The sequence below is a fragment of the Mastigocoleus testarum BC008 genome (assembly GCF_001456025.1).
Classification (GTDB): domain Bacteria; phylum Cyanobacteriota; class Cyanobacteriia; order Cyanobacteriales; family Nostocaceae; genus Mastigocoleus; species Mastigocoleus testarum.
The window spans coordinates 195,919-215,710 of sequence record NZ_LMTZ01000085.1 but is presented as its reverse complement, the minus strand read 5'-3'; the positions used below and the strand labels follow the sequence as shown (position 1 = coordinate 215,710).

Below are 19,792 nucleotides of genomic sequence, written 5' to 3'. Positions count from 1 at the left end.
GAGTAATTGATTTTCAGGGGTAAAGTACATGACAAATTTCAACAGAATGATTACCGGTAAAACCAAGCTATTGGGGGTTATTGGACATCCAGTGGAGCATTCCCTATCGCCCAAAATGCATAATGCTGCTATTACCCACTTAGGATTAGATTATGTGTATCTACCATTTCCGATCGAACCAGAGAACTTAGAGGTTGCAGTTGCAGGTTTAGCAGCAATTGGTGTTGTTGGATTTAGTGTTACAATTCCCCATAAACAAGCGATATTACCTTTATTAGCCGAAGTAGACCCAATTGCTCGAGCAGTGGGAGCCGTGAATACGGTAACTTTGAAGAATAATCAATGGGTTGGGACTAATACTGATGTGGAAGGATTTGTATGTCCTCTGCGGAAGTATGACCGTAATTGGGAAGAATCTGTGGTAGTAATTTTAGGTAATGGAGGAGCAGCTAGAGCGGTAGTTGCAGGTTGCAAACAGTTGGGTTGCAAAGAAATTCATATTGTGGGGCGAAACCCTGCTAAGTTACAGCTATTTGCTGAAAGTTGGGTCGATTCCCCTCTAGAAGTAAAACTACAAGTTCATGAGTGGAGTGCATTACCGAGTTTAATACCATCGGCAAATTTATTGGTAAATACAACTCCTGTGGGAATGTACCCGAAAGTAGAAGAATCGCCGTTAAGTATTGAATTAGTCAGTCAATTACCCCAGAATGCGATCGCTTACGATTTGATCTATACTCCCAATCCGAGCAAATTTCTCCAAATCGCCCAAAACCAAGGTGCAACTAAAATTGATGGTTTAGAAATGTTAGTTCAACAAGGTGCGATCGCCTTACAAAGTTGGTTACCAGAAGAAACCATACCTGTGGATATTATGCAGCATACATTAAGGGAACATTTGGGTTGGGCAAGTTAGGTTTTAGTTTGATATTCAAGCTGAAATTTAAGAATATATTGAAAATTATCAAGAATATTCTTTAAATTGGTAACAGACAAAGAAGAATTCCTTATTTTAAGCTTGTTACCGTCTTCCACACTCTTAATATATAAGGGTGTGTTAGACGCACGAAAGCATATCTTTTTTGGGTCACCTTTATCGCTGTGCCGTAAGGCTCCGCCATATAAAATTAACAACATCCAAGGGTGTGTTGTAATTTCAGTCTTTTTCTAACCAACGCCAATTGTAACGGTTCCATTCGTAAATTCCCTGAATCACATATTCATTGTCGTCATCAAAGCGAACAATGCAATCTGTCTGAGGATACTCATCCGTACCAACTTCTTCAATTTTGACTACCGTACAGGAGAACCATTCAGGAGCACATGCTCCATTTTCCTGTACCCATTCCCATAAAGCATTGCAAACTTGGATGCGATCGCCTATTTTGAGTTGAAAAATATTTTCGTTCTTAAACTGATTGAAATGATGTGGTTCCAAGCGATAAAGCCATTGAACTCCGTACCGGTCTCGAATAAATTGTACTTGTTGTGAGTTTCGGTTGTGCAACCAATCATTAAGTAATTGCGCTTTCCAAGAAAAGTTTTGTTCTTCTTGACTTTTGACAAATTGTAAAAATAACTCCAATTCTTCGCTTGTGAGTTCTTCCAAAGGATTAGCAGAATTAGATGCACCAGAATGAGAATTTTTAACTGCTTCTACCAAAATATTTTTCTGTTGTTCGGTTAACGGACAACTAGCAGTATCGCAGCGGAAAAAAGCTACTTTTAATGCGGCTTCAATCTCATCTGGATTCATAACTTTTGTAATGATGTAAAGCTCAATTTCCCAATTATGACAAAAGCGAAATAAAATTCTCTGATACGTAGAAGACCAAATAGAGGGTAATCTAAAGTTAATATTTGACTTTGTGGAACGGATTTATGCTGCAATATATACAGTCGCAAAATGAGAATTTAAAAAAAGGGCTGATAGTTGTTTTTATTTACTCTATAGTTATTATCTTATCTTGGATATTTACTCCTACAGCTGAAGCTTTAACACAGATTAAGCTTTCTAAGCTTTCTTACCAAGAATGTCCTCCAGAACTAGCTAAAGGACAGGTTGCTAGCGGTAATTCTATGAGTGCTAATTGTTTTATCGTTACCGGGAAGGCATATAATCCTAGTTCCAAAAAAGTTTATGATGCAGATATTTTCGGAAGAATTTACGATGCAAATAATAATCCGGTAATGCAAAATCGCAACCGTTTAGGTTCCATTACTGAGCTTTCACCAGGTGACAATGATTTTCAAATCAGAATTTCTGTAGCTTCTAATCAACCTACACCATTGAAACTAAAGAAATTTAAAGCTTCTGGCTTTAGTTCTCCGGTTCGTTAATCACCAATTACCAATTACCAATTACCAATTACCAATTACCAAAAAATAATGGCGATGTATAATCGCCAATCATCTTACTATTGATATATCAATTCCCTATCTGACCTAATATGGAGATAATTCCAGAATACATCCCATAATAAAATACAAAAGAAATATTACAGAAAAAATTCCAGAATTAGAGCCGACAATCAGAACCAAGAATAGATGTTGAATTGATACTAAAATCCAACTCCAGCGAAACCACTAGCTAGAGTTCCTAGAACATTACCCAATATCTGAAGCACAAAAATAGCTAAGATTGGGGATAAATCAATTCCTCCCAAAGGTGGAATAAAAGACCGGAAAACATTTAAGTAAGGATCTGTGACCTGACTTAACGCTGCAAATGGTTGGTTATACCAGTCTACGTTGGGGAACCAAGTTAAAAGAATCCGGATGAAAAGGAGTAGGGAGTATAAGGATATAAAAGTAGACAGGGTAGTAAACAGTAAATTCATGGATGAATCAGTTTCCTGCTAAGTGTCAAAAGATGTCTTATAACAATTTTAATTTAGCCGATGCTGCTATGGTTTTCCTTAACTTTATCAGCAATTAGCGTAATATACTGCGATTGGGAGCAAGAGAGCTAATCACGAGCAATCGAAGCTTTATCATTATTATCTCTTTCCCGGTCATCATTTACATTACCCAACTGCTGACGCACATCGTCAATTGTTGCATTTAGCTGAGCAATCTTATCTTCTAGTGATCGCCGAGCTATTTCCATATCTAAATCATTACCATCTGCGGGAGACATTTGGTGTATTTTTGCGGACGTTTCTCGACCCCGCAAAGGTCTATTTTTTACATCTAATTCTTCTTCGCCAGGGGATAAATTATCGCGTCGCGAAGCAAATATAGCACCAACAATACCTCCAACTACACCGCCGACTAATGCGCCAGTCAGAAAACCACTACCGAAACCATCTCTTTGACTCATATTCTTAAGCCTTTAAAAAACACTGTAATTGTTAGAAAATTGCTCGCCAAAAAATAGATATCCCAAAAAATTAATTACCAAAAAATAGATTCCCAGAGAATTGATTATCGGAAAGTTGATCGTCAGAGAATCGCCGAGCGGAAAATCTACACTACTTTTCCGTAATGGTGCATGGTAGTTCATGTTCCAAAAATGCGATCGCCTGCATCTCCTAAACCTGGCACTATAAATCCTTTTTCGTTAACGATTTCGTCTATTGTGGCAGTGTAAACTATCAAACCGGGATAAGCTGCATTTAGTTTTTGCAAAGCTGGAGGAGCTGCGACAACAGATACAATGCGTGTTAATTCCGGATTGATTCCCCTGTTTACTAATTCTACCATTGCGGCCATGATAGAACCTCCAGTTGCTAACATTGGATCGGTAATCAGCACCCTAGTTTCGGGATGAAGTTTTTCTGGTAGTTTGTTTAGATAGCATTCAGGCTGTAACGTCTCTTCATTGCGTACTAAACCCAAATGATAGATTGATGCTGAAGGTAAAACTGTTTGAGCCCCCTCTAGTAAGCCCAAACCAGCTCTAAGGATAGGTACAACAGCCATTGGTACCTCTGGGTCTACCAGGGTAACGTTAGCATGTTCTAGAGGGCCTTCTACCGTTAAATCTTGGGTTGGGAGCCATTCCCTTACAGCTTCATAACTTAACCAACGTCCCAATTCGGTAATAGCACTACGAAATAGCGCCGGAGGAGTTGCAGCATTACGAGCTATTCCTAGCCAGTGCTTAATTAAAGGATGGGGTGGAACATAGACACGCAATTGTAGCGTCATAACACAGAAATAGCAATAAACAGCGCATAAGGACTGAAACAGTATAACAACTTGGGAGATCAACGCAAAAACATAGGCTCAAAAAAATCAATTTTTGTAAACACGTAATATAAGCTACTTATTTATTCTCTTTTATTATGTATTATCACTAATAAATTATCATTTTAGGTGGGATTTATTGAGAATTTTCCCCAATGATTGAACATCAAGTCATATTTGTAATTTCCTAAACTTGGCTCTCCAATCCAAAAAAATCCCACAGTTCGCTGCATATAACTAAAAATCCAAATGTATCCCTGAAAACTATTGCTATTTTTTCTCATTAGTAGTTGACATTTTTTCTCAATCAAGATTATATTGATAATTAAGTGTTCTCCTCTCTTTAAGGATCGGCAGACGGGATTAGCCAGCAGAAGCAGGCTCGTCCCTCTTTTTTTGGGTTGAGAGAGTAAAGTATTTTTTCTTACCTGATTGCATAAAATATTCAATACATATTTTCTTTTATTTTCAATACTAAGATGAATACTATACATATATGCTTAGATGATAGTACCTACTTTAAATTATTCTGATATCTTTGTTTTCCCGGTGAAATAGCATCTTTTGTAAAAGATTAGCTAGCAATAATAAACGTTGTTTTTTATTTTTTACAGTGTATTGAATCAGAGTCCATAAAGTATAAAAAGCTTCTTTTTTTTAGCTTGAGCCTTAGGCTGATAAAATAAGCTCTCAGATTTTTAAACTACTCTCGTTTATGATTCACCGGTCTGATGCTCAAGGATTTGGGGTAAATTCTACATTTGATGTCATAGTTGTCGGTTCCGGTATTGGTGGATTAGTAACAGCAACTCAGCTAGCAGCAAAAGGTGCAAAGGTTTTGGTGCTGGAAAAGTACATCATCCCTGGAGGAAGTGCAGGTTATTTTCAAAGGGAAGAATATCGATTTGATGTCGGGGCTTCCATGATTTTTGGCTTCGGTCAGAAGGGGACCACAAATTTACTAACTCGCGCTCTTGCAGCTGTTGGTGTCAGTCAAGAAACAATCCCCGATCCCGTTCAGGTTCACTATCATCTTCCAAATGGATTAGACATAAAGGTACACCGGGACTATCGAAGATTTTTACGACACTTAATTACGTATTTTCCCGATGAAAAAAAAGGGGTAAAGCAATTTTACAATCGATGCTGGGGGGTATTCAATTGTCTTAATCAAATAGAATTACTTTCTTTGGAAGAACCAAGTTATTTAATGAGGGTATTTCTCCGCAATCCTTTTGCTTGCTTCGGTCTTTTAAGAAACTTACCTCTAAATGCAGGGGACGTAGCACGTCGTTACATTAAAGATCCCCTACTATTAAAATTTATTGACATGGAATGTTACTGCTGGTCTGCAGTTCCCGCACAAATGACACCAATGATTAATGCTGGAATGGTATTTTCTGACCGACATTATGGTGGTGTTAATTATCCTAAGGGGGGAGTTGGACAAATCGCCGAAAAGCTAGTAAAAGGTTTGACTGAGATTGGTGGTCAAATACAATACAACGCTAAAGTTAAGCAAATTATCACAGACAAAGGTCAAGCAATAGGCGTAGAGTTAGCAAATGGTAAAAGTTACTATGCTCGTCGCATCGTCTCCAATGCTACCCGCTGGGATACTTTTGAGAAATTATTACCACAGATCGAATTGCCAGTTACTGAGAAAAAATGGCAGGAAGCCTATGAAAAATCACCCAGTTTTTTGAGTATACATTTGGGGGTAAAAGCAGAAGTTCTTCCACCGGGAACGGAATGTCATCATATTTTGCTCTTAGAATGGGACGAAATGAGAGTTCCGGAAGGTACTATTTTTGTCTCGATTCCCACTTTGCTGGATCCGAGCTTAGCGCCGAATGGTTATCATATAATTCATTCATTTACTCCAGATTTAATTAATCATTGGTCTGGTTTAACTGATGCTGAATACCAAGAGAAAAAAGAAGCTGCTGCTTGGCGAATCCTTGCAAGGTTAGAAACACTTTTTCCAGGTTTGGAAGCTGGCTTAGATTATATGGAAGTTGGAACACCACGCAGTCACCGTCGATTTTTGGGTCGGGTGGATGGTACCTATGGTCCCATTCCCCGGAAAAAATTACCAGGTTTGCTGAAAATGCCATTTAATAGAACGGTAATTCCAGGACTTTACTGTGTGGGGGATAGTACTTTCCCTGGTCAAGGTTTAAATGCTGTAGCGTTTTCTGGTTTCGCATGCGCTCATCGTATTGCTGCGGACTTGCGACTAAAACAAGTATAAATACTGTTGATGTATCAGAGATAAGTTTTTCTACCATTGCTCAGTGTTTATAGTTACTAATTCTCAGGGATTAATATAAAGTTAGGGTTAAGAAATTAATTTTCCCCGAAAATAAAACTTGTTGTTAGAGTTACAATTTTCGACAAAGTCTACGTTGTTAGATAGTTAACTTGATATTGAAAATACGAAAATAGCATGTATTTATCCGATGGCAAAATTATCTAAAATTATGTTTTTTTGATAAAGCTAATGTATTAATCAACTAAGCGTATGTATACTACTGTTTAGATGTATTAGTAAATACACAAATATCATATACATAATTTCTAGGGTTTCTCAAATTCGGCTAGTTTTTAAGTAGAAAGATTGCATATAAAAGTCTACCCTGAGAGTAAAATTAAACTTAAAATTTTGCCTTTCTAAATTGTTTGATACAGGAGAAAGAGTTTTAGCTTTACCATTTGTTTGTAAAGCTAACTATTCAGAAATTTTTGAATATAGAATTTTGAGTAGCAAAATTATTTTGTATCAAATCTGGGTGTTTTCAATATTTTACGTTTTTAGTCATGCTTATGGGATTGGGGTTAAGGGATTGAGGATTAAATCGAAAATATTGTAGGTCTAATTCCTTGTGTTCTACCAATAGTTTTTGTTGTTCCTTGTTACGCTACATTACCTTTTGTGTACCCAATTTTTATTGAGTTCAGTATTTTAAATTCAATTCTGCTCGGACTTAATTCCTTAAGGTTTAGCTATTCTAGAGTTAAATTTTTTAGAGTTAAAATTTTTTAGATTGAAAATTTCTTAGATTTCAAAGTTTCTAGAAGTTAACTTTTCTAAAATTTAATCCTTCTAGGATTTAAATTTATTTGAATTTAAATTTATCTGAAAGTGAATAGTTTTGTGATTCCTAGTAGTAAAAGATAGCGTATTAAAGTTAAAAGTATGAATTTGAATAAACAAAATAGCCTAATAGATGATAGCTCGATAGTATCAGCAACAAAAGAACAAATTTCTTCTGACCTGGGGGGAGAAGCTATTATTCTCAATCTCAAATCAGGGGTTTATCATGGTTTGAATGAAGTCGCAGCAAAAATTTGGAATCTCATTCAAAACCCAAAACCTGTTGGTGATGTTAGAACAATTCTTTTGGAAGAGTATGAGGTAGATTTTCAGCAGTGCGATCGCGACCTAAAGGAACTACTCCAGGAACTTACAAAAGTAGGACTAATAGAAATTAATAATCAACAAGCATAACGCTGCGCGCAAGTCATTGGCGTCAGTCTTCTCGTAAGAGTAAGTCAAAAGTCATGCGTATGTCCTACGGACACGCTGAGAACGCGCTACGCGTATGACTAAAGTCACGCTAATGCTAGCAAAATAGACCGCGCCCATAGGGTGATCGAAAGTTTACAAATCATAGCTTTTAGGATTTACCGATATCCTAACTTTATTGCGTAGTGCTATGACCTACAGCGAAGGAAATTCCAATACAAGTTGATAGATAAAATCTGTCCCATTTGCTTTTCCAAAGATTTTTTTACCCTACCCTATAAGGAATAAATTTCCAAGCTCTGCAAGGTTCTATGAAACAACTGTATCAGTTACTTAAAACAGGATATAAAGAGCGCAAAGTCTTATTGATGACATCAATTTTAATTGCAGCTATCCGTTTGGGACTGTTGTTATTACCTTTTCAAAGATTGTTAAAACTGCTCGACCAATTTAGTCAGCAAAATAACACCGTCAGATTATCAGTCAGAAAAATTTTGTGGTCGGTTAACGCTGTAAGTAGCCGTATTCCTGGAATCAAATGTAAATGTCTCGCACGAGCATTAACTACCCAGGTCTTGATGAAACGTTACGGACATACGTCAAAATTACAAATCGGTGTCGCCAAAACAGCACAAGGAAACCTGGAAGCTCATGCTTGGGTTGAAGTTGGAGGTGTAATAGCGATTGGAAATATCAGGAATATTTCCCGCTTTATTCCACTATCGTCACTTGAAGGAGTCAAGCAATGAGCGCTATTGCAGGTATAAAGTACCTTGATAATTCGCCATTAGACTGCGCAGATTTAGTTCTGATGTTGAATACTTTAGCCCATCGAGGACCAGACGGTGCAGATATCTGGGTTGATGGAGATATCGGTTTGGGACATCGAATGTTGTGGACGACTCCAGAATCCCTAATTGAAAAACAACCTTTGGTAGATCGAGTTAGGAATTTAGCGATCGCAGCAGATGCGCGCATCGACAATCGTGAAGAGTTAATTTCTCAATTAAGTTTAGATGGTTTCAAGGGAACGGGGAACGGGGAACGGGGAACAGAAAAATTTCCTAAAAATTATGGTGACTGCTATGATTCCCCGAGCGATCGCCCATTAAATCAAAATGACTCTGGTTTGAAACTAGTTACAGATAGCCAGTTAATTTTAGAAGCTTACAAAAAATGGGGTGAAGATTGTCCGGAGTATCTTATTGGTGACTTTGCTTTTGCACTTTGGGATGGATCTAAACAGACTCTATTTTGTGTGAGAGACCATTTTGGAGTCAAACCTTTTTATTATTATCAATCCGATCAAATATTTGTTTTTGCTTCGGAAATCAAAGCTCTTTTATCTCTTCCTCAAGTTCCATGTCGGCTAAATGAAACTAGAATTGGTGACTATTTAACATTGATGATGGAAGATAAAGCGATCACCACTTACAAAGACATTTGGCGTTTACCCCCAGCCCATAGTATGGTTGTAAGTCCCAATGGAATTCGTATTCGTCAATACTGGGAACTCGATCGTAACAGAGAAATCAAATTATCCTCTGAAGAAGAGTATGCTCGGGAGTTTAAGAGGATTTTTACAGAAGCTGTGCGCTGTCGTTTGCGTAGTGCTTTTCCGATCGTTAGTCATTTGAGTGGAGGGTTGGATTCTTCTGCTGTAACTTGTGTTGCACGGGATTTATTAACTAGGACTGAAGATTCTCCCGCTGATAATAAAAGAATTACAGATAATAAACTTCATACAATATCAAGTATTTTTGAAAAAGTTACCGAATGCGATGAAAGTCCTTTTATTAACGCAGTATTAGAACAAGAAGGAGTAATACCCCACTATGTTTGGGGTGATCGGTTTAGTCCCTTATCAAATCTGAGTAGTATTTTTGAATATGAAGATGAAGCCTTACTCGGTCCCTCCCATTTTTATCCTTGGCAATTGAATCATAAGATTAATGAATTAGGGTTACGTATTAGTCTCGATGGTTTTGATGGGGATACTACAGTTAGTCATGGAACGAAAAGATTAAGCGAACTGGCTTATCAAGGAAAATGGGAAACTTGTATTCAGGAATCTAAAGCTATTAGCAAGCATTTCGGTGGGGAAGCTTACCGCATATTTCGCACCCACTGTTTACCATATCTCCAAAATTTAGCTCGAGATTGGCGCTGGTTCGGCTTTTTATCTGTAGTTGGGAAGATTCACAAAGAGTTTGGTGGTTCGCGCAAGCAATTAATTATTCGTTATGGAGTGAAGCCTTTAATTACAAGCTTAATATCAAATTCAAGATTAAATTCAAAATCAAATTCAAAATTAAATTCAAAATTAAATTCAAAATTAAATTTAAGAACTAACCCAATAACTAAATTTATCCCCAAACTGCGACTGGAAAAACTTTATCAGAGTTTTGTAGATAATTCCGTCGGGGATATTTCGGATAAATCTATTAACCCTTTAGTTAAAGAAAAATTTTCCCGTCGAATCGGTTTATCAGAGCGCATCCAGAAACTAAATTCCTCTACAAAGCAGTTTACCAACCTTAGAGAAGAACATTACTGCAGTCTTAACCAAGGGATATTAGCTTACACCTTAGAACAGATTGACCAATATGCTGCGAGGTTTTCTATCGAAGCAAGACATCCATTTATGGATAAAAGGCTGATTGAATTTTGTCTTGCATTACCTGCAGAGCAAAAATTAGCTGGAGGTTTTGGACGGATAGTAATGCGTCGTGCTTTAACAGGTATTTTGCCAGAAAAAGTTCAATGGCGCGGAGGAAAAGCAGATTTAGGACCTAACTTTATTGATGGTTTGCTAGTACGCGATCGCCAAATCCTTGAACAAGTAATGTCAGAGAAAGTAGCAAATCTGGAAAATTACATCAATATGGATTTTTTAGAAAGCTCGTATCAGCGCCTAATTTCAACAGGTAAAAAAGCAAGCGATCAGGATTGCATGACAGTTTGGAAAACGGTAATTCTCGCCCTGTGGCTAGAACATAAACAAGTTTCATCGTAGAAATCGTAATTCTTAACAAGTTTCAATCATCAATATTTCTTGGCAGGTTTTAGCTTTATTTCCCTGATTTATATATTTTCCATCATTTAGCTATACCGTAAGTCCAAGCATCAGAGGTGTATGCGAAAGCAAACCAAACAAACTTAAACTTTAAATTGAAAAGGAGATTTTCTGATGAAGAAACAGTACAAAAAGCCAACATTATCTACCCACGGAAATGTCGAATCAATTACTCAAGTATTAGGTAATGATAAGATTGAAGATTTTCTCATTTTTAACGGTACTGTTGTAGGCACTAGTGATGATTCAATTGACTTTGACTCTGATAAGCATAAGCCTTAAGGACGAAATATACTAATAAGCTAAATGAATTCATCAAGTTAAAATGAATTTACTCTCAATTAGAATGAATATTTAGAATAATTGAGTTAAATAAAACGGGTGAATTCAATATCGCAGGGATGTCAATAATATTTGATTTATCCCTGTGTTAGCTTCAAATATTTTTAGTGACATAAAAACAACACAAACTATCATTTTTAATGAAATTATATCAAGCTTATAACTTAAATATTGCTTCGGAAATACCTTTACCACAGTTGGTTGAAACTAAAGGGAAACCAGATGTATTTATCAATTTAAATAAAACAGATGAGAAATTAGAACACAATGGTAGCGATCGCTGTCAAGGAAGCATACCCGGAATTGGTAAATTTCTGATTCAAAATGGACGAAAAATATTAGTTAACCCAGAGCCAGGCGTGGAAATAGATCGACTGGGTATAGTTCTAACTGGAGCTGTTTTATCTGTAATTTTGCGACAAAGAGGTTTTTTAGTTATACATGCAAGTTGTGTGGAAATAAACGGCAATGCAGTTGCTTTTATGGGTGCTTCTGGCTGTGGTAAATCTACAATTGCAGCTACTTTTTATACTCATAATTATAGAATTTTGAGTGATGATATAATGCCAATCAAAATTACTCCAAATTCGGCAATAGCTTTACCTTCTTATCCATCTTTTAAACTATTTCCAAAATCTTTAATTTCTTTAGGAGAAGATACAAAAAAATTATCTTCAGTTACCCATAAATCACTCAAGTTATCATATAATTTCACTCAAAAGTTCCAAGAGAAACCTTTAAATATACAGAAAATATATGTATTAGCTAAAGGAAAACAACATGCTATTAAAAATCTCAAACCCCAAGATGCATTTATTGAGTTAGTACGCCATACCCGAGCAATAAATCTCATGGATAGTTCGGAAAGCATGAGCAAACACTTAAGTATGTGTAGTCAGTTAATTCAAAAAGTTAGTTTTTGTCGCTTTACTCGCAAACCTTCACTAACTGACTTACCCAAATTAGTCAAAATGGTGGAGGATGATTTGACACAAGTTAATACAAGAGTATTAGCTATTTAATTAATTAATATTCACTAATTAGGTATTGCAGGTGAAGTTGTTTAAAAAACTCCGCAATAGTAATAAAGTTTTATTTGATTTACGAAAAATTCTAGTACTGATATGGCAAGCTTCTGGTTATTGGACCTTAGCTTGGATAATTTTATTACTATTACAAGGACTATTACCTGTTTTTTCTCTTGCTCTAACCCGCCAAGCAGTTAACACTTTAGTCATAGTTGCAGGAAAAGGTACTTCCACAGCAAATATCTACCAAATTTTGATACCAGTAGGTTTAATGGCTGCAATTTTGCTGCTGGGAGAAATTTTTAATGCTGCTGCAGAATGGATTCGTACAGTTCAGTCAGAATTATTACAAGATTATATTAATGGTTTAATCCACAAACAATCGGTTACGGTTGACTACAGCTTTTATGAATATTCAGAATATAACGATAAACTAGAGCGAGCTAGGGAAAAAGCCAGTGGGCGATCGCTCGCTCTATTGGAAAATATTGGTAGTCTCCTACAAAAAACCATAACCTTATTGGCAATAATAATTGTTTTGCTGCCCTATGGCTTATTGTTACCAATTGGTTTAGTGGTTAGTGCAGTTCCTGCATTTTATATTCTGATTCATCTCAATAAAATCCAATACAAATGGTCGCGACGTACTACCACCACCCGACGACGCCTATCCTATTACGATATGCTGCTCACAAGTAATACTACTGCAGCAGAAATCAGGTTATTTGATTTTGCCAATTATTTTCAATCTTCCTACCAAAAATTGCGTCAGCGATTGCGGACTGAACAACTTCAGTTATTAAAACAGCAAACCATAGGTCGTTTTGGTGCAGTAATTCTAATATTGCTGCTTACCGGTGGTGCACTGCTTTGGATGGGAAGACAAGTTTTGCTGGGAATTTTTACTCTTGGAGACTTAGCCTTATTTTTCCAAGCATTCAATCGCGCTCAAAATATTGTTAAAGCTATTCTTAGTAATTTAGGAAAAATTTATCGTCACAGTTTATTTGTAAGTAACTTATTTGAATTCTTACAGATACAACCAAAAATTATCGATCCACCCCATCCAGTTCCCATTCCATCAGTACTCGAGCGGGGAATTCGGTTTCGACAGGTTACTTTCTCCTACCCCGGAACCCAAAAACCTGTATTGAAAAACTTTGACTTAACCTTACCCGCAGGAAAAGTTGTAGCCATCGTTGGCGATAATGGTGCGGGGAAAAGTACTTTAATCAAGCTTTTATGCAGATTTTACGACCCCGATACGGGAAGCATTGACCTAGATGGTATCGACTTGCGCGATTTTCGGGTTAAAGACTGGCGTCGATTAATTACAGTTTTATTTCAATCACCAATTCCCTACCATACAACTGCAAGTGAAAACATAGCTTTGGGTGATATATCCAACACCTCAAGCCAAGCAGATATCAAAGCAGCAGCAATTGCATCGGGTATTCACAATAAAATCACGAGTTTACCTGCGGGATATAACACAATGATGGGTAAATTATTTCCAGAAGGTACGGATTTGAGTGGGGGAGAATGGCAACGTTTAGCACTCGCAAGGGCATTTTTTAGACGTTCCAGAATTATGATTTTGGATGAACCCACCAGTGCAATGGATCCTTGGAGCGAACAGGATTGGCTAGAACGTTTTCGTAGCTTAGCTCGCGGTCGTACAGCGGTTGTAATTACCCATCGCTTTACCCTTGCAATGCAAGCAGACATAATTCATGTTATGCAATCGGGTCAAATTATGGAATCAGGTAGTCATAACGAATTACTCAAACAAGATGGATTTTATGCTACCTCCTGGCGATCGCAAATGCAGACTAGTAGTCTGTGACATTAACCTTGATAGAGCATACAAGTTTCGCTAGTCACAACAAATACAGCTTCTATTTAATTGAAAACTCAGGACAACAGATAAAGAAGTTTTATAAACAATACTTATAAATTTTCCCTAATTACTAAAAAATCATATTGAAACCATATATGAGTATCTCCAGGGATTTTGAAAATGATTTCTTATGAAGAATTAAATGCACAGCAGGAAGTGAGTGAAAAAGATCCTTTTACTTCAGAGCGCTATCAGCAGTTCTATGGCTTTTTCCCTGCGAATGTAGAAACTGTATTGGATATTGGATGTAATACTGGGAGAGGAGGTCAAGTACTTAAAAAACTAAATCAAGAACTGAAGATTTTTGGTTTAGATTGTGTTCGAGACCGATTAAATAAACTTCCCAATACAATTTATGAGCAAGGTATTTATGGATTGTCAACAAATATACCTTGTGACGACTATAAGTTTGATGTTGTTGTTGCTGGAGAATTTATTGAACACATATCCCCGTCAGACGTAGATCGAACTTTAATAGAAATATTTCGAGTTTTGAAAATAGGTGGGAGATTTTTACTAACTACTCCCAATCCTTCAGATTTAAAAAAGAGAATTCGTAATGAAAGTGTTTTAGGTGGAGCTCATATTTCTCAACATTTTCACGATACTTTGAAATTAAAACTGAGAAGCACGGGTTATTCACGTATTAAAGTATATGGCAGCGGTAAAGTAACAAGATATCTTGGTTATTATTTTCCCTATCTACATGTTTATGGTAGTTACCTGATGATAGGAGATAAAAAGTAAAAAATTTTTCAATATATTGATGTTCCCAAAAAATAAATTGAAATTTAAGTTGTAATTTAGCTTCAAATTCAAGGTATTACTTCGAAACTTAGCTTCGAGAGTTCAGAATGGTGATGAGATGAAAGCATCATCATACCCGTGTGCAGAATTCTATAAAAATATTTTTATATGCAACTATTAGCTGATTCAGACCTCGAAAAACAGAAAATAAATCTTAGTCGCGATATTAGCCCCGAAATAGAGTTACTGTTATATGCTCTATATCCCGAAGTTGAAGATCGCACCCTAGAGGAAATTAAAGTCTTAGCTCAAAAACCAATTGATTGGAAGTTTTTTCTGAAAACTGCTTATCGACACGGAGTCGCACCTCTTTTATATAGCCGTATCAATAATAACTGCCCAGAATATATTCCCGAACCCGTTCTCAGGGAACTTCGGAGTATTTTTCATGCTAATGCCCAGAATAACTTGTTTATAACTGGGGAACTAATAAAAATTTTATCCCTATTACAAAAACAAAATATAACTGTATTTCCTTATAAAGGACCAGTTTTAGCAAATTCAATCTACGGTAATGTCGGTATGCGCCGATTCTGCGATTTAGATATCATGGTACAACCCAAAGATATTTTTGCAGTTAAAGAGTTACTAATTTCTCTGGGATATCAACCCAAACGAAAAATGAATCGGGCTCAAGAATTAGCCTACCTGCGATCGAGAAATCAACATACCTATGATTTTATTGACGAACCCAAAAAAATTCTCATAGAAGTTCACTGGCGTTTAGGACCAAAAGTTTTTACTGATATCAAGCCAGATGATTTTTGGAATAATCTAACACCAATTAACATCAGTAATATTACTACTTTAACCTTACCCCCTGAGTATTATCTGCCCATTTTATGCGTCCATGGCTCGAGACATATCTGGACAAAATTAGCTTGGTTATGCGACATCGCAACACTCATTTATACCAATCCAAATTTAAATTGGGAAAGAGTTATTCACAATTCCGAGAAATGGCAGTGTAAAAGAATACTTTTTGTCGGCCTTTTACTTACAATAAATCTGTTTGAAGTGAATTTACCACCAGAAATTTACCAACAAATCAAAAGTGACAAAATCATAGAAAAAATTATCCCTCTTGTTTACGCTCAATTATTTGACAAGGTAAGAACTTCAGAGAAATTTTTGGGGAAAACTCTTTATCACGTACAAACAAGAGAGCGCTTACAAGATAAATTATTGTACTTACAATCTTTTATTCATTGGTTCAAAACCACTAGCATGGGATTGTCAATTTAAGTATCCCAGCAGTTCGAGTATTATCAACAACATTAACATTGATAGATTTATTTCAAATCCAACAAACCTTCTTCCTTCAACTTTGGATTAAATCGAACCTGCATTTTTAGACCTCGTGCTTCTAAAACTTGGAGAATTTCTGCTTCTACTCTTCGCGCTACACTTTTGAGAATTTTCACTTTGGCGATTTCATCATTAGCAGGATTTTCATAATTCGCCTGCTCTTCTGGGGTAATTTGTAATTTTGCATCTATCGGTTGGGTCCATTTTGGTTTCTCATCTCCATTCCCTAGAGGGATACTACCATTTTCTTCAATCCAAGCTTTCTCAATATTTTCTAAAATAGAACGACTAGGACGTTCGATAGTTTCAGCTTTTAACCAGTAACACTTTTGTGGTTGTCGAACTAAGCACTGCTTTAAACTGATAAAAATATTCCGAGAATAACCAACAAATTGCAATACTTTTTCAGCATCAAAAATGGCATATACTCCTATTTTGCCCTGGTATTGCTCTGGTAATTGACCATTTTCATCAATAAAAGAAATATCTGTTAAATCCCTTAAAGCAGGTACGTTGGTTTGAGCTTGCATAGACTTAATGTGAGATTATTTTAATTTACTTTAAATAACTTTAAACAACTTCAACTTATTTCAAAATTGAATTTACTCGCTAATTACTTTTTGATAAATCGCACATAGACGACTGGGTTTAAAAATCTTGGCATTAAACATGAAGTTTGGTGGCACATTGACGATTAGATAATCATCAGATTTGTGATACTTTTCAAATTCTTTAGGCATACCTTTAGGTGTATTTATACTATATGGTACGGGTTGAAATAGTAATTCCGTAAATTTTATATCCTTGCACTTGAGTGTTTGGCAAATTTGTCCAATAAAGTTTTCACTATTTAATAGATTAAAAAGGATTTCTTTTGCTTTTGCATCCAGTACAAAGCTTCCATCAAAACTTTGAATAATTTTTAAAGCCATTGTAATTATGGTGAAAATCAATTTAGGAATTATAACTGAAATGATAATTATTTAGTGACACAATTTGCATAGTTTAATTTTTGCGAAGTATATGAAGATTTTAGTCTTATATGATTAAGTAATAAGGCACTCAAGAATCAGCTATTAAAATCTACGCGAAGTTAAGATTTATGAAAAATAATATATTTTACTAAAATCACAAAGGCTTAAATTTTTACAAAGTAGACAATAATCGCCATTTAGCAACTACCAATATTTATAAAATTGACTATTTATTCAACTATTAAATAATTATTTTGGGTTACATTATTGTCTCATTTTTAATTTAACTAACCGGATAATATTTATATGCTTATGTGATTGAATATAAGTTGATTGAAAATATAAATTTAAAATCATATCCTCAAATAGTATCTTATAATGAGATAACACACGTGATAGACCATCTAAATAGATATAGATTTAGCTGGTAAAGCTTAGATTGAAAATTTTTGCTATATTTGAATCAAATGGTTTTCTCTAGCAGCAATTATCCAAGTCGATCCCTTTACAAACACTAATCCTTTAATACCAAAACAAATTTTTTCAAAAATCCATATCAACGTTCACGGAATAAAGGCTTAATAAAATATTTATAACTGCTTAAAAGTACCTTAATAAATCAAGTCTGGCGATGTATCTCCATGCCACGGCAAAAATATTTTTTGCTTCAATCGTACCATTGGCAATATCAATGCTATATTAGTATCTCTAGTAGTGTGTGTAAGTATTAATATCCTTTGTAGGAAGTAATTGTGGCGAATTCAAAGTCTGCTCTCAAGCGCGCTCAAATTGCAGAACGCAATAGACTGCGGAATAAAGCATATAAATCCGCAGTTAGAACTTTAACGAAAAAGTTCTTAGTTGCTGTAGATAATTATGCAGCAAATCCCAGCCCAGAATCAAAACAAGAAGTCAACCAGAGAATGTCTGAGGCTTACAGCAAAATCGATCGCGCAGTAAAGCGTGGAGTTTTCCATCCCAACAAAGGTGCCAGGAAAAAATCCCGATTGGCGAAAAGATTTAAGTCTTCAGTACCCGAGACAGCCACAGCATCTTAAAGTCATTGACGAATAATCGATATTCATTTAGTTGCTATTCAATTTTTTCTAGCTCATACCCCACAGCTAGAAAACAATGGTCTATATTAAGTGACAGCTAAGCTCATGACTAAGATGCAGCTAATTGACACTCACGTTCATATTAACTTTGACTTGTTCAAAGTCGATTTAGAAGAAATACGTTCCCGGTGGCAAGAGGCGGGTGTTGTACGTTTGGTGCACTCCTGTGTAGAGCCATCGGAATTTTCTAGTATTCAGGAAATAGCTAATCGCTTTGACGAAGTTAGTTTTGCAGTTGGACTACACCCATTGGATGTTGATAAATGGCATGATGGGATGGCAAATCAGATATTGTCCTTAGCAACGAGCGATCCCAAAATTGTTGCGATTGGTGAAACTGGGCTGGACTTTTACAAAGCCGATAACTACGAACAACAATATTTTGTATTAGAGGAACAGTTGGCGATCGCGACGGAATTAAATTTGCCTGTGATTATCCACTGTCGCAACGCAGCAGAACCTTTAAGAAAAGTTTTAGCAAAGTGGCGAAATTTAAAAGGAGAACGTCTGCGTGGCGTAATGCACTGCTGGGGAGGTAATCCGGAGGAAACTCAATGGTTTTTGGATTTGGGCTTCCACATCAGCTTTAGCGGTACGGTCACTTTCAAAAGTGCCAAACAAATTCAAGCTAGTGCAGCAATGGTTTGGGATGAAAGGCTGTTAATTGAAACTGACTGTCCATTTTTAGCTCCGGTCCCCAAACGCGGTCAAAAGCGTAATGAACCTGCTTACGTACGTTTTGTTGCAGAGCGAGTAGCAGACATCAGAGGACAAACAGTAGAAGCAATAGCAAATCAAACAACTAGAAATGCTTGCGAACTGTTTGGATTAGTGAATCATAAACTTTGAAATCCTAAGAATTTGAAGCCTTAAAAACTTTGAAACTTGAATTTGAAATCTGAAAACTCTTGAAACCCAGTTAAATCAAACGTTCAAAATTCAACCCTTCGGCTTAGAGAAATTATGATATTATTATTTATTCCAAATGATAAAGCTTGCGCCATAATAATTAAGGGAAGCAAAATATAACAGATATTCCCTCATTCAGATTGCTATTTCCTTGTAAGTCCATGTATTCTCTACAAGTGAACGCAATTGAATGATAATGATGTTTTTGTACAAGCTTGAGTTAAACTATTGCTCTAGGCCACAATCCAATTATACAAATCTTTAGCAAATTATTAAACATAATTGCCTTGTGAGTAGAAACTACCCGTATGCGAAGACTGAGCGCGGGATGCGAATAAAGAGGTGAATATTCTTTTCCGTTAAACAATGAGGATGAGTATAAATACATACTATTAACATCAAGGGGTCAGAATGGGGAAGTGAGGAAAACCAAACATATTCTCAAATCGGTTGAGGAGTGGATTTTGGGTGTAGCGCCGAAAAAATCCGCCTTGGCTCAATTTGTTAGCGTTTGGGGAAAGCATACCCTTGCTACAATCGCGAACGACATAATTTAATCGCTTAATCGCTCCATTTTGTCTGTTCCGGGCGTTCAGATAATTTGGTGCCC

The 19,792-nt window shown here is 36.2% G+C and carries 20 protein-coding genes; 14 read left to right on the top strand and 6 right to left on the bottom strand.

Annotated elements, in window-relative coordinates:
- Positions 1-28: 28 nt before the first annotated feature.
- Entirely contained in the window at positions 29-916 is an 888-nt protein-coding gene (locus BC008_RS14675) for a shikimate dehydrogenase (RefSeq protein WP_027846738.1), read from the top strand.
- A gap of 240 nt (positions 917-1,156) precedes the next feature.
- On the opposite strand, the gene BC008_RS14665 is transcribed toward BC008_RS14675, so the two are convergent.
- Positions 1,157-1,756: a hypothetical protein gene (locus BC008_RS14665; RefSeq protein ID WP_027846736.1), complete on the bottom strand. Its 600-nt coding sequence runs from the start codon at positions 1,754-1,756 to the stop codon at positions 1,157-1,159.
- Between the two features lie 125 nt (positions 1,757-1,881).
- Between BC008_RS14665 and BC008_RS14660 the strand changes: the two genes are divergently transcribed.
- Complete coding sequence (locus BC008_RS14660) at positions 1,882-2,340, top strand: hypothetical protein (protein WP_036268832.1); 459 nt, start codon at positions 1,882-1,884, stop codon at positions 2,338-2,340.
- Positions 2,341-2,561: 221 nt separating this feature from the next.
- Here BC008_RS14660 and BC008_RS14655 read toward each other — a convergent pair whose 3' ends face one another.
- From BC008_RS14655 to upp, 3 genes are all read right to left on the bottom strand, one after another.
- On the bottom strand, positions 2,562-2,840 hold the full coding sequence (locus BC008_RS14655) for a YggT family protein (RefSeq protein ID WP_036265022.1): 279 nt from the start codon (positions 2,838-2,840) through the stop codon (positions 2,562-2,564).
- 128 nt (positions 2,841-2,968) lie between these two features.
- Positions 2,969-3,322 carry a hypothetical protein gene (locus tag BC008_RS14650; protein ID WP_027842291.1) on the bottom strand — a complete coding sequence of 118 codons (354 nt, stop codon included), beginning with the start codon at positions 3,320-3,322 and terminating at the stop codon, positions 2,969-2,971.
- Positions 3,323-3,501: 179 nt separating this feature from the next.
- Positions 3,502-4,152, bottom strand: coding sequence for a uracil phosphoribosyltransferase (gene upp / locus BC008_RS14645; RefSeq protein ID WP_027842290.1), 651 nt, complete (start codon positions 4,150-4,152; stop codon positions 3,502-3,504).
- A 754-nt stretch (positions 4,153-4,906) separates the two neighbouring features.
- Here upp and crtH point away from each other — a divergent pair.
- From crtH to BC008_RS14600, 9 genes are all read left to right on the top strand, one after another.
- On the top strand, positions 4,907-6,445 hold the full coding sequence (gene crtH / locus BC008_RS14635) for a carotenoid isomerase (RefSeq protein WP_058183632.1): 1,539 nt from the start codon (positions 4,907-4,909) through the stop codon (positions 6,443-6,445).
- A 945-nt stretch (positions 6,446-7,390) separates the two neighbouring features.
- Positions 7,391-7,702, top strand: coding sequence for a PqqD family protein (locus BC008_RS14630; protein ID WP_027842287.1), 312 nt, complete (start codon positions 7,391-7,393; stop codon positions 7,700-7,702).
- A gap of 329 nt (positions 7,703-8,031) precedes the next feature.
- Positions 8,032-8,469: a lasso peptide biosynthesis B2 protein gene (locus tag BC008_RS14625; protein WP_027842286.1), complete on the top strand. Its 438-nt coding sequence runs from the start codon at positions 8,032-8,034 to the stop codon at positions 8,467-8,469.
- Positions 8,466-10,736 carry a lasso peptide isopeptide bond-forming cyclase gene (locus BC008_RS14620; RefSeq protein ID WP_027842285.1) on the top strand — a complete coding sequence of 757 codons (2,271 nt, stop codon included), beginning with the start codon at positions 8,466-8,468 and terminating at the stop codon, positions 10,734-10,736. Before BC008_RS14625 ends, BC008_RS14620 begins: the two co-directional genes overlap by 4 nt.
- 174 nt (positions 10,737-10,910) lie before the next feature.
- Entirely contained in the window at positions 10,911-11,078 is a 168-nt protein-coding gene (locus tag BC008_RS48355; protein WP_153009591.1) for a lasso peptide, read from the top strand.
- Between the two features lie 200 nt (positions 11,079-11,278).
- Positions 11,279-12,160: a phosphoenolpyruvate carboxykinase (ATP) gene (locus BC008_RS14615; protein WP_027842284.1), complete on the top strand. Its 882-nt coding sequence runs from the start codon at positions 11,279-11,281 to the stop codon at positions 12,158-12,160.
- Positions 12,161-12,197: 37 nt separating this feature from the next.
- Positions 12,198-14,012: an ABC transporter ATP-binding protein gene (locus BC008_RS14610; RefSeq protein ID WP_027842283.1), complete on the top strand. Its 1,815-nt coding sequence runs from the start codon at positions 12,198-12,200 to the stop codon at positions 14,010-14,012.
- A 174-nt stretch (positions 14,013-14,186) separates the two neighbouring features.
- Positions 14,187-14,813, top strand: coding sequence for a class I SAM-dependent methyltransferase (locus BC008_RS14605; protein WP_027842282.1), 627 nt, complete (start codon positions 14,187-14,189; stop codon positions 14,811-14,813).
- 168 nt (positions 14,814-14,981) lie between these two features.
- Positions 14,982-16,118 (top strand): nucleotidyltransferase domain-containing protein, encoded by a 1,137-nt coding sequence (locus BC008_RS14600; RefSeq protein ID WP_058183631.1) that lies wholly within the window; start codon positions 14,982-14,984, stop codon positions 16,116-16,118.
- A gap of 47 nt (positions 16,119-16,165) precedes the next feature.
- Here the strand turns inward: BC008_RS14600 and BC008_RS14595 are convergent, their stop codons facing one another.
- Both BC008_RS14595 and BC008_RS14590 read right to left on the bottom strand, forming a co-directional pair.
- The gene (locus BC008_RS14595) at positions 16,166-16,711 is read right to left on the bottom strand and encodes a GIY-YIG nuclease family protein (RefSeq protein ID WP_027842280.1); all 546 of its coding nucleotides are present in this window, start codon (positions 16,709-16,711) and stop codon (positions 16,166-16,168) included.
- Positions 16,712-16,783: 72 nt separating this feature from the next.
- Positions 16,784-17,113 carry a hypothetical protein gene (locus BC008_RS14590; RefSeq protein ID WP_027842279.1) on the bottom strand — a complete coding sequence of 110 codons (330 nt, stop codon included), beginning with the start codon at positions 17,111-17,113 and terminating at the stop codon, positions 16,784-16,786.
- A gap of 794 nt (positions 17,114-17,907) precedes the next feature.
- Here BC008_RS14590 and rpsT point away from each other — a divergent pair.
- The 3 genes from rpsT (at position 17,908) to BC008_RS51345 (ending at position 19,739) form a co-directional block, all read left to right on the top strand.
- Positions 17,908-18,213: a 30S ribosomal protein S20 gene (gene rpsT, locus BC008_RS14585; RefSeq protein WP_027842278.1), complete on the top strand. Its 306-nt coding sequence runs from the start codon at positions 17,908-17,910 to the stop codon at positions 18,211-18,213.
- A gap of 114 nt (positions 18,214-18,327) precedes the next feature.
- Complete coding sequence (locus BC008_RS14580) at positions 18,328-19,122, top strand: TatD family hydrolase (protein ID WP_027842277.1); 795 nt, start codon at positions 18,328-18,330, stop codon at positions 19,120-19,122.
- A gap of 479 nt (positions 19,123-19,601) precedes the next feature.
- Positions 19,602-19,739: a hypothetical protein gene (locus BC008_RS51345; RefSeq protein ID WP_235595866.1), complete on the top strand. Its 138-nt coding sequence runs from the start codon at positions 19,602-19,604 to the stop codon at positions 19,737-19,739.
- Positions 19,740-19,792: the final 53 nt, after the last annotated feature.

Bases quoted from the DNA above. Each gene is read 5' to 3' on its own strand.
- BC008_RS14660 (WP_036268832.1), top strand. From the start codon at position 1,882: ATGCTGCAATATATACAGTCGCAAAATGAGAATTTAAAAAAAGGGCTG.
- BC008_RS14600 (WP_058183631.1), top strand. From the start codon at position 14,982: ATGCAACTATTAGCTGATTCAGACCTCGAAAAACAGAAAATAAATCTT.
- BC008_RS14595 (WP_027842280.1), bottom strand. From the start codon at position 16,711: ATGCAAGCTCAAACCAACGTACCTGCTTTAAGGGATTTAACAGATATT.
- BC008_RS14675 (WP_027846738.1), top strand. From the start codon at position 29: ATGACAAATTTCAACAGAATGATTACCGGTAAAACCAAGCTATTGGGG.
- BC008_RS14665 (WP_027846736.1), bottom strand. From the start codon at position 1,756: ATGAATCCAGATGAGATTGAAGCCGCATTAAAAGTAGCTTTTTTCCGC.
- crtH (WP_058183632.1), top strand. From the start codon at position 4,907: ATGATTCACCGGTCTGATGCTCAAGGATTTGGGGTAAATTCTACATTT.
- BC008_RS14580 (WP_027842277.1), top strand. From the start codon at position 18,328: ATGCAGCTAATTGACACTCACGTTCATATTAACTTTGACTTGTTCAAA.
- upp (WP_027842290.1), bottom strand. From the start codon at position 4,152: ATGACGCTACAATTGCGTGTCTATGTTCCACCCCATCCTTTAATTAAG.
- BC008_RS14620 (WP_027842285.1), top strand. From the start codon at position 8,466: ATGAGCGCTATTGCAGGTATAAAGTACCTTGATAATTCGCCATTAGAC.
- BC008_RS48355 (WP_153009591.1), top strand. From the start codon at position 10,911: ATGAAGAAACAGTACAAAAAGCCAACATTATCTACCCACGGAAATGTC.
- BC008_RS14590 (WP_027842279.1), bottom strand. From the start codon at position 17,113: ATGGCTTTAAAAATTATTCAAAGTTTTGATGGAAGCTTTGTACTGGAT.
- BC008_RS14655 (WP_036265022.1), bottom strand. From the start codon at position 2,840: ATGAATTTACTGTTTACTACCCTGTCTACTTTTATATCCTTATACTCC.
- BC008_RS14650 (WP_027842291.1), bottom strand. From the start codon at position 3,322: ATGAGTCAAAGAGATGGTTTCGGTAGTGGTTTTCTGACTGGCGCATTA.
- BC008_RS14605 (WP_027842282.1), top strand. From the start codon at position 14,187: ATGATTTCTTATGAAGAATTAAATGCACAGCAGGAAGTGAGTGAAAAA.
- BC008_RS14630 (WP_027842287.1), top strand. From the start codon at position 7,391: ATGAATTTGAATAAACAAAATAGCCTAATAGATGATAGCTCGATAGTA.
- BC008_RS14625 (WP_027842286.1), top strand. From the start codon at position 8,032: ATGAAACAACTGTATCAGTTACTTAAAACAGGATATAAAGAGCGCAAA.
- BC008_RS14615 (WP_027842284.1), top strand. From the start codon at position 11,279: ATGAAATTATATCAAGCTTATAACTTAAATATTGCTTCGGAAATACCT.